The sequence below is a fragment of the Spiribacter onubensis genome (assembly GCF_040838425.1).
GTDB lineage: Bacteria > Pseudomonadota > Gammaproteobacteria > Nitrococcales > Nitrococcaceae > Spiribacter > Spiribacter onubensis.
In genome coordinates, this window is record NZ_JBAKFI010000003.1 from 178,642 (window position 1) to 192,307 (window position 13,666).

Sequence of the window (13,666 nt, forward strand, 5' to 3'; positions counted from 1 at the left end):
GCCCATTGACCCGCGCAACCTGTGCAATGGTGTGTTTTGCACTATCCGCCCGTTCGCGGGCCGCCAGGAACCTTCAATGACGACGACGCCGAACCCCACCGATGTGCGCAATCTGCGCAATATCGCCATCATCGCCCACGTTGACCATGGCAAGACCACGCTGGTCGACCAGCTGCTGCAGCAGTCCGGCACCCTGGAATCCCGCGGAGAGGCCCAGGAACGGATCATGGATTCGAATGATCTGGAGCGCGAGCGCGGCATCACGATCCTCTCCAAGAATACCGCCATCGAATGGCAGGATCTGCGCGTCAACATCGTCGATACGCCGGGCCATGCCGACTTCGGTGGCGAGGTCGAACGGGTGCTGTCGATGGTCGACTCGGTCCTCCTGCTCGTGGACGCGGTGGACGGACCCATGCCGCAGACCCGCTTCGTCACCCAGAAGGCACTGGCGAGGGGCCTCAAGCCCATCGTGGTGGTCAACAAGGTGGATCGGGAGGGCGCCCGGCCCGACTGGGTGGTGGACAAGACCTTTGACCTGTTCGACAACCTCGGGGCCAGTGATCAGCAGCTCGACTTTCCGGTGATCTATGCCTCTGCGCTGAACGGCTATGCCGGCACCGGTTCCGATGTGCGCAGCGGCGACATGACGCCGCTCTTCGAGCTCATCCGCGACAGCGTGCCGTCGCCTGAGGTGGACGCCGAAGGGCCATTCCGCATGCAGGTCATCTCCCTCGACTACAACAGTTACGTCGGCGTCATCGGCATCGGCCGGATCGATCGCGGCGTGATCAGGAGCGGCCAGAACCTCGCCTGCGTCGATCGCGACGGCAACCGCCGCCCGGTGCGGCTCCTCCAGGTGCTCGGGTTCATGGGCCTGGAGCGGGTGGAGGTGCCGGAGGCGAGCGCCGGGGATATCATCGCCTTCACCGGAATCGACGGTATCAACATCTCCGATACGCTCTGCGACCCCAATGCGGTGGAGGCATTGCCGGCGCTCACGGTTGACGAGCCAACGGTTTCCATGACCTTCCAGGTGAACACCTCGCCGTTTGTCGGTCGGGAGGGGAAATACGTCACGTCCCGGCAGCTGCGCGATCGCCTGATGCGCGAGCTCGTGCACAACGTCGCGCTGCGGGTCGAGGATACCGAGGACCCGGAGAAGTTCCGGGTATCGGGCCGCGGCGAACTGCATCTGGGCATTCTCATCGAGAACATGCGGCGCGAGGGCTATGAGCTGGGTGTCTCGCGTCCGGAGGTGATCACCCGCGAGGTGGATGGCCGGCTCGAGGAGCCCTTCGAGCAGCTCACCGTGGACGTTGAGGAGGACTACCAGGGCGCGGTGATGCAGCGCCTCGGCGAGCGGGGGGGCGAGCTGACCGATATGCTCCCGGATGGCCGCGGACGGGTGCGGCTCGACTACATCATTCCCGCTCGCGGACTGATTGGATTCCGGACCGAGTTCCTCACGGCCACTTCGGGCACCGGTTTGATGTATCACGTCTTCGATCACTACGGACCGGTCAAGCCGGCCGACTACGGACAGCGGGTCAACGGTGTGCTGATCGCCATGGCCAAGGGCAAGGCCCTTGCCTATGCGCTGTTCAACCTGCAGGACCGTGGCAAGCTTTTCATCGGGCCGGGCGAGGAGGTCTACGAGGGCATGGTCGTGGGTCTTCACAGCCGCGACAATGACCTGGTGGTCAACCCGATGAAGGCCAAGCAGCTCACCAACGTGCGGGCGGCCGGATCGGACGAGAACATCATCCTGACCCCCCCGCAGCGCCTCACGCTGGAGCAGGCACTGGAGTTCATCGATGATGACGAGCTGGTGGAGGTGACGCCGGGGGCGATCCGCATCCGCAAGAAGCACCTGCTCGAGCACGAGCGTAAACGGGCCGCCAAGGCCGGCGCCTGAGCCCAGCCGGCCTAGTGGTCGCGCTGGATGATGTAATCGGCCAGCGAGCGGAGCGTGTCGCCGGCAGCGCCGAACCGCGTCAGGGCGTCCATGGCCTCATCGCGAAGCTCGGCAGCGAATCGGCGTGATTCCTCGAGTCCGATGAGGCCGGGATAGGTGATCTTGTCGCGCCGTGCATCGGCGCCGCTGGTCTTTCCGGTGTGATTCGCGTCCCCGGTGACATCGAGGATGTCGTCCTGGACCTGGAAGGCCAGCCCGATGCAGTGACCAAAGCGGTCAAGGGCGGCCTGAGCGTCCGCCTCCAGGGCATGCGGCGCGCAGAGTGCACCGAGGCGGAGACTGGCGAGAATCAGTGCGCCGGTCTTGTGGATGTGCATATCCTCGAGTTCGGCGATGTCCGGCTGCCGGCCCACCGCCGCCAGGTCCATGGCCTGGCCGCCGGCCATGCCCCGCGAGCCGACCGCCCGGGCAAGCTCTTCGACCATGCGGATCCGTCGCCCGGCATCAAGCAGTCCGGGCTCGGCGAGCAGTCGGAAGGCCAGTGCCTGCAGGGCATCGCCCGCCAGGATGGCGGTGGCCTCGTCGAAGGCACGATGGCAGGTAGGCTGGCCCCGCCGCAGGTCATCATCGTCCATCGCGGGGAGATCATCGTGGATCAGCGAGTAGGCATGGATCATCTCCACGGCACAGGCCGGTGCGTCCAGTACGGCCCCGGTTTCACCGAACAGCGCACCGGCCTGATAGACCAGGAAGGGTCGCAGGCGCTTGCCAGGCGTCAGGGCCGCATAGCGCATGGCCTCATGAAGGCGCGAGGGAGTCAGTGCGGGATCGGGCAATACCTGGTCGAGGGCGGCCTGAACGCGCTGCTGGCCATCGTTCAGCGTCTCAGTCAGTTCCGGCATCGTCCGCCTCGCCGAAAGGCTCGGGTCCGGCGTCGGCATCCTTGCCCATGAGGATCTCCACCCGCTGCTCCGCCTCGGCCAGCGCCTTCTGGCATTCGCGGGTGAGGCGGATGCCCTGCTCGAAGCACTCCAGCGACTGCTCAAGGGTGAGCTCGCCGCGCTCCATGCGCTCGACGAGGGTTTCCAGCGTTTTCAGTGCCGTCTCGAAATCGGGCATTGCGGTATCTTCGCTCATGACGCCCAGTGTAGCGTGAGGCGATGATGGACGCACTCGCCCGGCGGGTTGCCAGGCGGTACACTCCGGCGCTGACCCCCCGTCTGCACGTGACAGGAATCCACTGGAGGAAAAGTCCCGGCCCATGAGCGAACGCTACGATTCTGCGGCCATAGAGGTCCTCACCGGCCTCGACCCGGTGCGTCGCCGCCCCGGGATGTACACCGATACCACCCGGCCCAACCATCTCGCCCAGGAGGTCATCGACAACAGCGTCGATGAGGCCATCGCCGGCCACTGCAGGCGCATCGATGTCACCCTGCACCGCGACGGTTCGCTGTCGGTGGGTGACGATGGGCGCGGTATGCCGGTGGACGTTCACCCGGAGGAGGGCGCCCCCGGCGTTGAAGTGATCCTCAGCCGGCTGCATGCCGGCGGCAAGTTCTCCCGCGAGAGCTATCAGTTCTCGGGCGGCCTGCACGGCGTTGGTGTCTCCGTGGTGAATGCCCTGTCAACGCGGCTCGAAGTCATGATCCGGCGGGATGGCCGGGAATGGCATATGGCCTTTGCCGATGGCGAGAAGATCCGCGACCTCGAGGCCATGGGCGAGGTCGGTCGGCGTAACACCGGCACGCGGCTGCATTTCTGGCCGGACGCCCGCTATTTCGATTCGGTGAAGTTTTCACTGCCAAGGCTCAGGCATGTGCTGCGGGCCAAGGCTGTATTGTGCCCCGGGCTGACCGTGCGTCTGCTCGAGGAGGGCAGCGGTGAGGAAACGGTCTGGCATTACGAGAAGGGCCTGGCGGACTATCTGGCCAGTTCACTGGGGGAGAGTGAGCGTCTGCCCGAGGCTGCCTTTACCGGCGAGTTTACCGCGGAGCATGAGGCGGCCGGATGGGCCGTGGCCTGGCTGCCCGAGGACGGCGAGGCCCTGCAGGAGAGCTACGTCAACCTCATTCCCACGCTGCAGGGCGGAACCCATGTCAACGGCCTGCGGACCGGGCTGACGGAAGCGCTGCGGGAGTTCTGTGAATTCCGCAACCTGCTGCCCCGCGGCGTGCGCATCGCGCCGGAGGATGTCTGGGAGCGCGTGGTCTACGTCCTGTCGGTAAAGCTCGAGGAACCACAGTTCTCGGGGCAGACCAAGGAGCGGCTGTCCTCCCGTGAGTGTGCGACATTCGTCTCTGGGGTGGTGAAGGATGCCTTCAGCCTGTGGCTCAACGAGCATACCGGTGAGGCGGAGAAGCTGGTCGAACTGGTGCTCGCCAGTGCCCAGCGCCGGATGCGTGCGGCGCGCAAGGTCACCCGCAAGCGCGTCACGCAGGGGCCGGCCCTGCCGGGGAAGCTGGCCGACTGCAGTAGCCAGGATCCCGGCATCAGCGAGCTCTTTCTGGTGGAGGGAGACTCCGCCGGCGGTTCCGCCAAGCAGGCCCGTGATCGCGAGTTCCAGGCGGTGATGCCGCTGCGCGGCAAGATCCTCAACACCTGGGAGGTGGATCCCGCCGAGGTCATGGCCTCCCAGGAAGTCCATGATATCGCCGTGGCGCTCGGCATCGAGCCGGGGTCGGAGGATCTGCGCGGTCTGCGCTACGCCAAGGTCTGCGTGCTGGCGGATGCCGACCCGGATGGCGCGCACATCGCCACGCTGCTCTGCGCGCTCTTTCTGCGCCACTTCCCTGCCCTGGTCCGGGCGGGGCATGTGTTCATGGCCATGCCGCCGCTCTATCGCATCGATGTCGGCAAGGAGACCTGGTACGCCCTCGACGAGGAGGAGCGCCAGGGGATTCTCGACCGCATCAGCGCCGAGAATCGCAAGGGCAAGGTGGCGACCACCCGTTTCAAGGGACTGGGCGAGATGAATCCGCTGCAGCTGCGCGAGACCACAATGGCCCCGGATACCCGGCGCCTGGTGCAGCTCACCGTCGATGCGCCGGAGGAAACCGAAAACCTGATGGCCATGCTGCTCGGCAAGCGTGCCGCGGCACAGCGCCGTGCATGGCTGGAGCGCAAGGGCGATCTCGCCGACGTACTGGTCTGAATTCGACAGGAGAAAGCCAAAGGCAATGACCGAGCACACCGGAGCCCATGATTTCGAGCAGCGGCCACTGCACGAATTCACCGAGAAGGCCTACCTCGACTACTCCATGTACGTCATCCTGGACCGGGCGCTGCCCCACGTCGGCGATGGCCTCAAGCCGGTCCAGCGCCGCATCGTCTATGCCATGTCCGAGCTCGGTCTGTCGGCGGCCTCGAAGCACAAGAAATCCGCCCGCACCGTGGGCGATGTGCTGGGCAAGTATCACCCCCACGGTGATTCGGCCTGTTACGAGGCCATGGTGCTCATGGCTCAGCCGTTCTCCTACCGCTATCCGCTGGTGGATGGCCAGGGCAACTGGGGGTCGGCGGACGACCCCAAGTCCTTCGCCGCGATGCGCTACACCGAGGCGCGGCTGGCGCCCTATTCGCGGCTGCTGCTGCAGGAACTGGGGCAGGGGACCGTGGAGTGGCAGCCCAATTTCGACGGCAGTCTCGACGAACCGGTCACGCTGCCGGCCCGGGTGCCCAATGTGCTGCTGAACGGTGGCACGGGGATCGCCGTTGGCATGGCCACTGATATTCCACCGCACAACCTGCGGGAAGTGGCCGCCGCCTGCATCCGCCTGCTCGACGAGCCGGAAGCCGACGTGGCGACGCTCTGCGAGCACATCAAGGGACCGGACTTTCCCACCGAGGCGGAGGTCATTACGCCGGCGGAGGATATTCGTCGGCTCTACGAGACCGGGCATGGCGGGCTGCGCCTGCGGGCGCAGTGGGAGCGGGACGGCCGCGATGTCATCGTCACCGCGCTGCCGTTCCAGGTCTCAGGCAGCCGGGTGCTTGAGCAGATCGCCGCCCAGATGCAGTCGAAGAAGCTGCCGATGGTCGAGGATCTGCGGGATGAGTCCGATCATGAGAACCCCACCAGGCTGGTGATCACCCTGCGCTCCAACCGTGTGGATGCCGAGGAGGTGATGCAGCATCTCTTTGCCACCACCGACCTTGAGAAGACCTATCGGGTCAACCTGAACGTCATCGGTCTGGATGGTCGTCCAAGGGTGCGCAATCTGCGGGAGCTGCTCGGTGAGTGGCTGGAATACCGCCGCGGGACTGTCCGACGTCGCCTGCAGTGGCGTCTGGACAAGGTCGAGGCGCGATTGCATGTGCTGGAAGGCCTCCTGGTCGCCTATCTCAATATCGATGAGGTGATCGCCATCATCCGCGAGGCGGATGAGCCCAAACCGGCGCTGATGGAGCGTTTCGGCCTGACCGATACCCAGGCCGAGGCCATCCTCGAACTGCGCCTGCGGCATCTGGCGCGGCTCGAGGAAATGAAGATCCGCGGCGAGCAGGATGAACTCGCCGAGGAGCGCGGGCAGCTGCAGAAGACCCTGGGTTCGGAGGCGAGGATGACGCGGCTCATCCAGTCGGAGCTCCAGGCCGACGCCGAAGCATACGGCGATGACCGACGCTCGCCGCTGGTCGCCCGCAGCAGCGCCCGGGCACTCAGCGAGAGCGACCTCGTGCCCAGCGAGCCCGTCACCGTCGTGCTGTCGCAGAAGGGCTGGGCGCGTGCCGCCAAGGGCCATGAGGTGGATCCGACAAAACTCTCCTACCGTGCCGGTGACGCCTTTGCCGATGCCGCGCCGGGACGCAGTAACCAGCTCGCGGTCTTTCTGGATACCCAGGGGCGCAGTTACAGCCTCCCGGCGCATACGCTGCCATCGGCCCGCGGGCAGGGCGAACCCCTCACCGGGCGGCTGCAGCCGCCGCAGGGCGCACACTTTGTCCATGTGCTCTGTGGCGAGCCCGAAGACGGCACGCTGCTGGCAGCCGACTCCGGGTATGGCTTCGTCACCCGCATGAAACACCTCCAGGGCCGTCAGAAGGCCGGCAAGGCGGTGCTCAACCTGGCCTCCGGCGGCCATATCCTGGCGCCGGTCATGCTGCAGAGCGATGCCGACCGGGTGGCCGTCGCGACCAGCGCCGGACGCCTGCTGGTCTTCCCGCTCGCGCAGCTGCCGGAGCTGGCCCGTGGCAAGGGCAACAAGCTCATCGACATTCCGGCGGCGCAGCGCCGGGATGGCAGTGAGCAGGTGGTCGGGCTATGCACGCTCGTCGCACAGCAGGCCCTGGTGGTGCACGCGGGCAAACGGACGCTGACGCTCAAACCGGCCGACCTGGCGGCCTATGAGGGTGAACGTGGCCGGCGCGGACGGCCCCTTCCGCGTGGCTTCCAGCGTGTCGACGGGCTTTCGCCGCTGATCAGGGAGTAGAACCGTGAAACGGATAATGCTGTTCCTGGGCACCAACATCGCCATCATCATCGTACTGGGCACGGTGCTGAGGCTGTTGGGTGTCGATCGCCTGCTGCAGGCGGATGGTGGAGCGCTGGATTATCAGGCGCTGCTCATCTTTGCCGCGGTGTTCGGCATGGGCGGCAGCTTCCTGTCGCTCGCCATTTCCAAGTGGATGGCCAAGCGCGCCATGGGGGTGCGGGTGATTGAAAGGCCCGCGAATGCCCGCGAGCAATGGCTCATTGATACGGTCCGCGAGCAGGCCCGGGCCGCCGGCGTCGGCATGCCCGAAGTGGGCATCTACGATTCCCCCCAGGTCAATGCGTTCGCCACCGGTATGAACCGCAACAACGCGCTGGTGGCGGTCAGCAGCGGATTGCTTCAGACCATGACCCGGGACGAGGCCGAGGCGGTGTTCGCCCATGAGGTCTGTCATGTCCAGAACGGCGATATGGTCACCCTCGCCCTGATCCAGGGCGTGGTGAATACCTTCGTGATCTTCCTTGCCCGGGTCATCGGCCACTTCGTTGACCGGGCGGTGTTCAAGAACGAACGCGGACATGGTCCCGGATTCTGGATCACCACCATTGTCGCCGAGATCCTGCTGGCGGTGCTCGCCTCGGTGATTGTCATGTGGTTCTCGCGCCAGCGCGAGTTCCGCGCCGATGCCGGCGCCGCCGAGCTTGCCGGCCGCGACAAGATGATCGCCGCGCTCCAGCGGCTTGGCGGCACGCCGCCGGCGGAGGACCTGCCGGATCAGATGGAGGCCTTCGGTATCTCCGGGCGCATTGCGCGGGGTGGATTCAAGCGCTGGTTCATGTCGCATCCACCGATCGAGGAGCGGATCGAGGCCCTGAGACGCGGTTAGGCGCTGTGCCGGCTCCGCCCCTTTCCCCGGACTCACGCGAGACGCGGGGCGTGGAGCGCGGTGGATGTCACACAGACGGGCGCCTCAAGATCGTCCGGGGAAAGGGGCGGAGCCGGCAAGCCCGCGATCGGGTGGTGTGTCATGGCTTGTCGATCCCGTCTCCTTGTCCCGGGCGACCTCGGGGCGCGTTTCGGTGGGTCATCCACCGCGTGAAGCGCCTCGCGCACCGCGCGAGCCCGGGACAAGGAGACGGGAGCGACAGGGCACGGCGGCAGATTGACCGCGCTCTCAATCCTTTACCGTCCACTCGATCGGCACCTTCCACGGCTCGCCGGCCACCTCGCGCACGAGTCTTGGCAACAGGTAACCAGGTGTGCGGGCGGCCAGCGTACGCATCAGCCTGCAGGCCTCGGTTTCGGGGACCTCGAAGTGCGCGGCGCCCTGCACGCGGTCGAGCAGGTGGAGGTAGTAAGGCTGGACGCCGAGGTCGAACAGCCGCTCGCCGAGGGCTTCGAGTACATCGGCGTCATCATTGACTCCGCGCAGCAGGACTGTCTGGTTGTAGAGTCGCACGCCATGCTCGGCGAGGCGCTGGAGGACGTTGGCCACCCCGGTATCGAGCTCATTGGGGTGGTTGGCATGGATGACCATGACCGCACTCAGGCGGGTGCCGGCGAACCATTCCAGCAGATCGGTATCAATCCGGCTTGGCAGCACCACCGGCAGGCGGCTGTGGACGCGAATGCGGCGCAGATGGGGGATTTCGGCCAGCCCCTCCGCCAGTTCCCGCAGGCGCCGGTCGTTCAGGCTGAGCGGGTCACCGCCGCTGAGAATCGCTTCATGGATCGTGTTGTCCCGCCGCAGATAGGCCAGTGCCTCGGCCCAATGCCCGCTGCTGGCGCTGGCGTCGGCGTAGGGGAAGTGCCGTCGGAAGCAGTAGCGGCAGTTGATGGCGCAGGCGCCGGTGGCCACCAGCAGCGCCCGGCCCCGGTACTTGTGGATTACACCGCCGGCCTGCAGGCTTGCGCCATCGCCCACCGGATCATCAGTGAAACCGGGTGTTTCCACTGCCTCGGCGCCGAGGGGCAGCACCTGTCTGAGCAGCGGATCATCCGGATCACCCGGGCGGATACGGGCGAGATAGGCCTGCGGTACCCGCAGGGGGAACAGGCCGGCGGCCTGTCTGGCCGGCCCGAGCAGTCCGGGGTCGAGCTGCAGCTGTTCGAGCAGGGCGGCGGGATCGCGGAGTGCCGCCTGCCACTCGCGCTGCCACTGCGCTGGCGTCATTGTGTAATCCCTTCGTCTTTTCCGTTAGCATGCTGCGCCATCCGCCGCGCACCGATGCGGCCGTGAGCGCAATGGAGATCCAATGGCGAGTTACAGCACCAACCAGTTCAAGTCGGGCCTCAAGCTCATGCTCGACGGCGAACCCTACACCATTGTCGAGAACGAGTTCGTCAAGCCGGGCAAGGGCCAGGCATTCAACCGGGTCAAGGTCCGCAATCTCAAGACCGGTAAGGTGATCGATCGGACGTTCAAGTCTGGTGAGAGCGTCGAGGCCGCCGACGTCATGGAAACGGAGATGCAGTATCTCTATAACGACGGTGAGTTCTACCACTTCATGGCGCCGGAAACCTTCGAGCAGCATTCCGCGCCGCCAGAGGCCGTGGGAGATTCCGGCAAGTGGCTCAAGGAACAGGACATCTGCAGCGTGACCCTGTACAACGGCGAGCCGCTGTCGGTGGAGCCGCCGCCGCATGTCACCCTGCAGGTCACGCAGACCGATCCCGGTCTGAAAGGCGATACCAGCAGCGGCGGCAGTAAGCCGGCGACCCTCGAGACCGGCGCCGTGGTCCAGGTGCCCCTGTTCATCCAGGAAGGTGAGGTGCTCAAGGTGGATACCCGCACCGGCGAGTATATTTCCCGGGCCAAGGACTAGGCCCCGGCCGGACTGTGCCGGAAATGCGGGATGGCAGCGGTGGCGACGACTGGCCACCCAGTGCCGATGTCACCCGGCTCCGCCAGCGCGCGGACTGGCTGAAGACCGTGCGCCGCTTCTTTGCAGCGCGCGAAGTGATTGAGGTGGAGACGCCCCTGCTGTCGCAGGCGGGTGTCACCGACGTCCATGTCGAGAGCCTCCGCGAGCGGGATACCGGCCGGTGGCTTCAGACCTCCCCGGAATACGCCATGAAGCGCCTGCTCGCGGCGGGCCTCGGCGACTGCTACCAGATCACCCGAGCCTTCCGGGCGGGTGAGCAGGGTCGCTGGCACAACCCCGAGTTCACCCTTCTGGAATGGTATCGGCTCGGGTTCGACGCGGACCGGCTCATCGACGAGGTGGCGGCGCTGGTCGGGGAGTTCCTCGGCACCACGGAGGTCGTCCGCCAGCGCTATGCGGACGCCTTCATTGAAGCGGGATTGCCGGATCCGCTGGTGGCCGGAGAGGGCGAGCTGCTGCGGGCGGCCGCCGCCCATCCCGAAGCCGCTCCGCCTCCCCCGGGCCTTGGCCGATCCGCTCTGCTGGACTGGCTTTTCAGTCAGATCGTTGTGCCCGCGCTTCCGGCGCGCTGTTTTGTCACGCATTACCCGGCGGATCAGGCCGTGCTGGCCCGGCTTGACCGTCATGATCCGCGCGTTGCGGCGCGCTTCGAGCTTTTCTGTGATGGGGTTGAGCTGGCCAATGGCTTCCATGAACTCACCGACGCCGGCGAGCTCCGGTGCCGGTTCGAGTCTGATCAGTCGGTCCGGCGGCGGACAGGGCAGCGCGTCCCCGATATCGATGAGCGCCTGCTGGCGGCGATGACGGCAGGCCTGCCAGACTGCGCCGGCGTGGCGCTCGGCCTGGATCGATTGTTCGCTCTCGCCGCCGGTGATGATTCACTGGCCGGCGTGATGGCCTTCCCCTGGGACCGTGCCTGAGTCGATCGCGCTGGCGCGGCCGCCAATCCGCTCGCCCATGCGTATGGGCTGATCCACCGCCAGGTCGTCACGCCAGGTGACCCGCGGATCGGCGAATAGCAGGATGACCGTTGAGCCCAGATTGAAGCGGCCGAGCTCCTCGCCCATGCCCAATGATACCGGGGTCTGGCGGTAGTCCCAGCTTCGTACGCGCTGGCCGCGGGGCGGCGTGATCTCGCCGGCCCAGACGGTTTCGATGCTTCCGACGCCGATGGCACCGACGAGCACGACGGCCATCGGCCCCAGGTCGGTGTCGAAGACGCTCACCACCCTTTCATTACGGGCGAACAGCCGCGGGACCTGCTGGGCCAGCGGCCGCGAGACGCCGAAGAGTCGCCCCGGGACGTGCAGCACCCGCGCCAGCGATCCCGCCACGGGCATATGAATCCGGTGATAATCGCGCGGCGAGAGATAGACCGTGGCGAATCGGCCATCCGTGAATGGCCGGGCCAGCGCCTCGTCGCCGCCGAGCAGTTCCGTGACGCCGTAATCCTGGCCTTTGGCCTGAATCAGGCGGCCAGCCGTGATGGTGCCGAACTCACTGATACTCCCGTCAACCGGGCTGATAACCGCATCCGGCGTACCGTCGATCGGCCGTACGCCCGGCGCGAGGGCGCGGGTGAAGAAGTCATTGAAGCTGACATAGGCATGGCTTTCACTGGCCGCCGCCTCACCCCGGTCCACGGCATAGACGCGGCTGAAGACCCGGATCAGCAGATTCTTCCACGGACGCCAGCGCCAGCGAGCCAGTGCATGCACCACCCGCGAAATCCCGTGCTGGGGGAGCATGCTGACGACAAGGCTGAATATCCTTCCGGCCATACCGCTCACGCCGAGGGGAATCGCTGCTGGATCCGCTGGTATTCCTCGGCGAGGACGTCGCGGCCGTGCGGCGGCTGCCAGAGCGCCCGCAGCCGTCCCTGTGGATCGATCAGCAGGATGGCCGCGCTGTGGTCAACGGCATAATCGCCGTTCTCATCGGGTTCATGCAGCGTGTAGGAAATACCCAGCGACTGGGTCAGCCGGTCGATCTCCCCGCGTGCGCCGGTCACACCGACGAAGTCATCGTGGAAGTGCTCCACGTAGTTCGCCATGGCCGCGGGCGTGTCGCGCTGGGGATCCACGGTCACGAAGACCACCGCCGGCATCTCATCCATCCCATCGCTCTCCAGTTCCTGCATGGCGCCGGCCAGCGTGGCCAGTGTCATGGGGCAGACGTCCGGGCAGTGGGTGAAGCCGAAAAACAGGTAATGCCAGCGACCGTCAAGGTCCGCGGGCGTCCAGGTGTCGCCCTCGTGATCCACCAGAGTCACTTCGGGCAGTGCCCGTGCCTGGGGCAGTACCGTGCCGACCATCTCCTCCGGGCGAAGATCGCGCTCGGGCCCGGGCCAGAACATCATCGCCCCGGCTGCACTCAGTCCGGCGACCAGGGCGACGGTGATGAACAGTCGGACGGGGGAACTGCCTTTCATGGCGGTCATTATGCCACTCCCGGAGTGCATGCATTGGCTTTCCGGGCTGATAGACTGTTCCGATGACCGGAAATTCCACTGATGCCCTCTTGACCGTCGGCGATTTCATTCGCTGGGCCGCCAGCCGTTTCCAGGCGGCGGGGCTGCATTTCGGTCACGGCACGGATAACGCCGTGGATGAGGCGGCCGCCCTGGTGCTGGGCTCGCTGCATCTCCCACCGGATCTGCATGCGGCCTATTTCGGCTGCCGGCTGGACGGCGACGAACGCGAGCGGCTTTTCGCGCGGATCGATGAGCGGGTGAGCCGGCGCCGGCCGGTGCCCTACATATTGGGGGAAGCCTGGTTCTGCGGGCTGGCATTTGCTGTGGACGAGACCGTGCTGATCCCCCGATCACCCATCGCCGAGCTCATCGAATCGGGTTTCGCGCCCTGGATGGATCCGGATCGGCTGCAGCGAATCGCCGATGTCGGTACCGGTAGTGGGTGTATTGCCATTGCCATCGCGCTGGCGCTGCCCGGCGCGCAGGTCGACGCCCTGGATAACTCACCCGCGGCACTGCTCAGCGCTCGGGACAATGCCCGTCGCCATGGGGTTGATGACCGGGTCGCGGTACGCGAGTCCGATCTGCTGGATGCCATTCCCCCCGGGCCCGTGCTGGATCTCATCGTCTCCAATCCGCCGTATGTGGAGGCGGCGGCGATGGCAGCGCTGCCACCGGAGTACCGGCATGAGCCGCGGGAGGCGCTGGCGGCCGGTGACGACGGGCTGGACGCCGTTCGGCGACTGTTGCCGCAGGCCGCCCGACGGCTGAACGATCACGGCCTGCTGGTCTGCGAAATCGGACACGGTGCGGCCGCATTCGAGGCGGCCTTCCCGGATCTGCCAGTGACCTGGATCGAATTCGAGCATGGCGGTCAGGGTGTATTCGTGATCGATGCCCAGACCCTGCGCCGGGCCGAGGCCACGCTGACCCGGGCCAACCCAACGGAGTAAACTCA

Annotated in this window: 12 protein-coding genes; 7 read left to right on the forward strand and 5 right to left on the reverse strand. The window is 66.2% G+C overall.

Translation table 11 applies throughout. The annotated features are described in order from the left end of the window. Nucleotides 1–76 precede the first annotated feature (76 nt). On the forward strand, nucleotides 77–1,918 hold the full coding sequence (gene typA, locus V6X63_RS06990) for a translational GTPase TypA (protein WP_367966054.1): 1,842 nt from the start codon (nucleotides 77–79) through the stop codon (nucleotides 1,916–1,918). Nucleotides 1,919–1,929: 11 nt separating this feature from the next. Here the strand turns inward: typA and ispA are convergent, their stop codons facing one another. Both ispA and V6X63_RS07000 read right to left on the reverse strand, forming a co-directional pair. Beyond that, a complete protein-coding gene (gene ispA, locus V6X63_RS06995) occupies nucleotides 1,930–2,820 on the reverse strand; it encodes a (2E,6E)-farnesyl diphosphate synthase (protein WP_367978495.1) in 891 nt (296 codons plus the stop codon). Further along, nucleotides 2,804–3,055, reverse strand: coding sequence for an exodeoxyribonuclease VII small subunit (locus tag V6X63_RS07000; RefSeq protein ID WP_367966056.1), 252 nt, complete (start codon nucleotides 3,053–3,055; stop codon nucleotides 2,804–2,806). The genes ispA and V6X63_RS07000 overlap by 17 nt, the downstream gene beginning before the upstream one ends. A 124-nt stretch (nucleotides 3,056–3,179) precedes the next feature. On the opposite strand from V6X63_RS07000, the gene parE reads away from it, so the two are divergent. From parE to htpX, 3 genes are read left to right on the forward strand one after another with little or no spacing between them, the layout of a single operon-like run. Further along, entirely contained in the window at nucleotides 3,180–5,072 is a 1,893-nt protein-coding gene (parE, locus tag V6X63_RS07005; RefSeq protein WP_367978496.1) for a DNA topoisomerase IV subunit B, read from the forward strand. 25 nt (nucleotides 5,073–5,097) lie between these two features. After that, complete coding sequence (gene parC, locus V6X63_RS07010; RefSeq protein WP_367978497.1) at nucleotides 5,098–7,347, forward strand: DNA topoisomerase IV subunit A; 2,250 nt, start codon at nucleotides 5,098–5,100, stop codon at nucleotides 7,345–7,347. Nucleotides 7,348–7,351: 4 nt separating this feature from the next. Further along, complete coding sequence (gene htpX, locus V6X63_RS07015; protein WP_367978498.1) at nucleotides 7,352–8,236, forward strand: protease HtpX; 885 nt, start codon at nucleotides 7,352–7,354, stop codon at nucleotides 8,234–8,236. Nucleotides 8,237–8,524: 288 nt separating this feature from the next. On the opposite strand, the gene epmB is transcribed toward htpX, so the two are convergent. Next, the gene (gene epmB / locus V6X63_RS07020) at nucleotides 8,525–9,523 is read right to left on the reverse strand and encodes an EF-P beta-lysylation protein EpmB (protein ID WP_367978499.1); all 999 of its coding nucleotides are present in this window, start codon (nucleotides 9,521–9,523) and stop codon (nucleotides 8,525–8,527) included. Nucleotides 9,524–9,605: 82 nt separating this feature from the next. Between epmB and efp the strand changes: the two genes are divergently transcribed. Together efp and epmA are read left to right on the forward strand one after the other, a co-directional pair. Further along, entirely contained in the window at nucleotides 9,606–10,175 is a 570-nt protein-coding gene (gene efp / locus V6X63_RS07025; protein ID WP_367966061.1) for an elongation factor P, read from the forward strand. Nucleotides 10,176–10,198: 23 nt separating this feature from the next. Beyond that, the gene (gene epmA, locus V6X63_RS07030) at nucleotides 10,199–11,155 is read left to right on the forward strand and encodes an EF-P lysine aminoacylase EpmA (protein WP_367978500.1); all 957 of its coding nucleotides are present in this window, start codon (nucleotides 10,199–10,201) and stop codon (nucleotides 11,153–11,155) included. Here the strand turns inward: epmA and asd are convergent. Both asd and V6X63_RS07040 read right to left on the reverse strand, forming a co-directional pair. Continuing rightward, the gene (asd, locus tag V6X63_RS07035; protein ID WP_367966063.1) at nucleotides 11,114–12,016 is read right to left on the reverse strand and encodes an archaetidylserine decarboxylase; all 903 of its coding nucleotides are present in this window, start codon (nucleotides 12,014–12,016) and stop codon (nucleotides 11,114–11,116) included. The genes epmA and asd overlap by 42 nt on opposite strands. A 5-nt stretch (nucleotides 12,017–12,021) precedes the next feature. Further along, nucleotides 12,022–12,666 carry an SCO family protein gene (locus tag V6X63_RS07040; protein ID WP_367966064.1) on the reverse strand — a complete coding sequence of 215 codons (645 nt, stop codon included), beginning with the start codon at nucleotides 12,664–12,666 and terminating at the stop codon, nucleotides 12,022–12,024. A gap of 62 nt (nucleotides 12,667–12,728) precedes the next feature. Between V6X63_RS07040 and prmB the strand changes: the two genes are divergently transcribed. Continuing rightward, nucleotides 12,729–13,661, forward strand: a complete 933-nt coding sequence (prmB, locus tag V6X63_RS07045) for a 50S ribosomal protein L3 N(5)-glutamine methyltransferase (protein ID WP_367966065.1) — start codon at nucleotides 12,729–12,731, stop codon at nucleotides 13,659–13,661. Nucleotides 13,662–13,666 lie beyond the last annotated feature (5 nt).

Coding starts and splice junctions, on each gene's coding strand:
- typA (WP_367966054.1), top strand. CDS start 77: ATGACGACGACGCCGAACCCCACCGATGTGCGCAATCTGCGCAATATC.
- ispA (WP_367978495.1), bottom strand. CDS start 2,820: ATGCCGGAACTGACTGAGACGCTGAACGATGGCCAGCAGCGCGTTCAG.
- V6X63_RS07000 (WP_367966056.1), bottom strand. CDS start 3,055: ATGAGCGAAGATACCGCAATGCCCGATTTCGAGACGGCACTGAAAACG.
- parE (WP_367978496.1), top strand. CDS start 3,180: ATGAGCGAACGCTACGATTCTGCGGCCATAGAGGTCCTCACCGGCCTC.
- parC (WP_367978497.1), top strand. CDS start 5,098: ATGACCGAGCACACCGGAGCCCATGATTTCGAGCAGCGGCCACTGCAC.
- epmB (WP_367978499.1), bottom strand. CDS start 9,523: ATGACGCCAGCGCAGTGGCAGCGCGAGTGGCAGGCGGCACTCCGCGAT.
- efp (WP_367966061.1), top strand. CDS start 9,606: ATGGCGAGTTACAGCACCAACCAGTTCAAGTCGGGCCTCAAGCTCATG.
- epmA (WP_367978500.1), top strand. CDS start 10,199: ATGCGGGATGGCAGCGGTGGCGACGACTGGCCACCCAGTGCCGATGTC.
- asd (WP_367966063.1), bottom strand. CDS start 12,016: ATGGCCGGAAGGATATTCAGCCTTGTCGTCAGCATGCTCCCCCAGCAC.
- V6X63_RS07040 (WP_367966064.1), bottom strand. CDS start 12,666: ATGAAAGGCAGTTCCCCCGTCCGACTGTTCATCACCGTCGCCCTGGTC.
- prmB (WP_367966065.1), top strand. CDS start 12,729: ATGACCGGAAATTCCACTGATGCCCTCTTGACCGTCGGCGATTTCATT.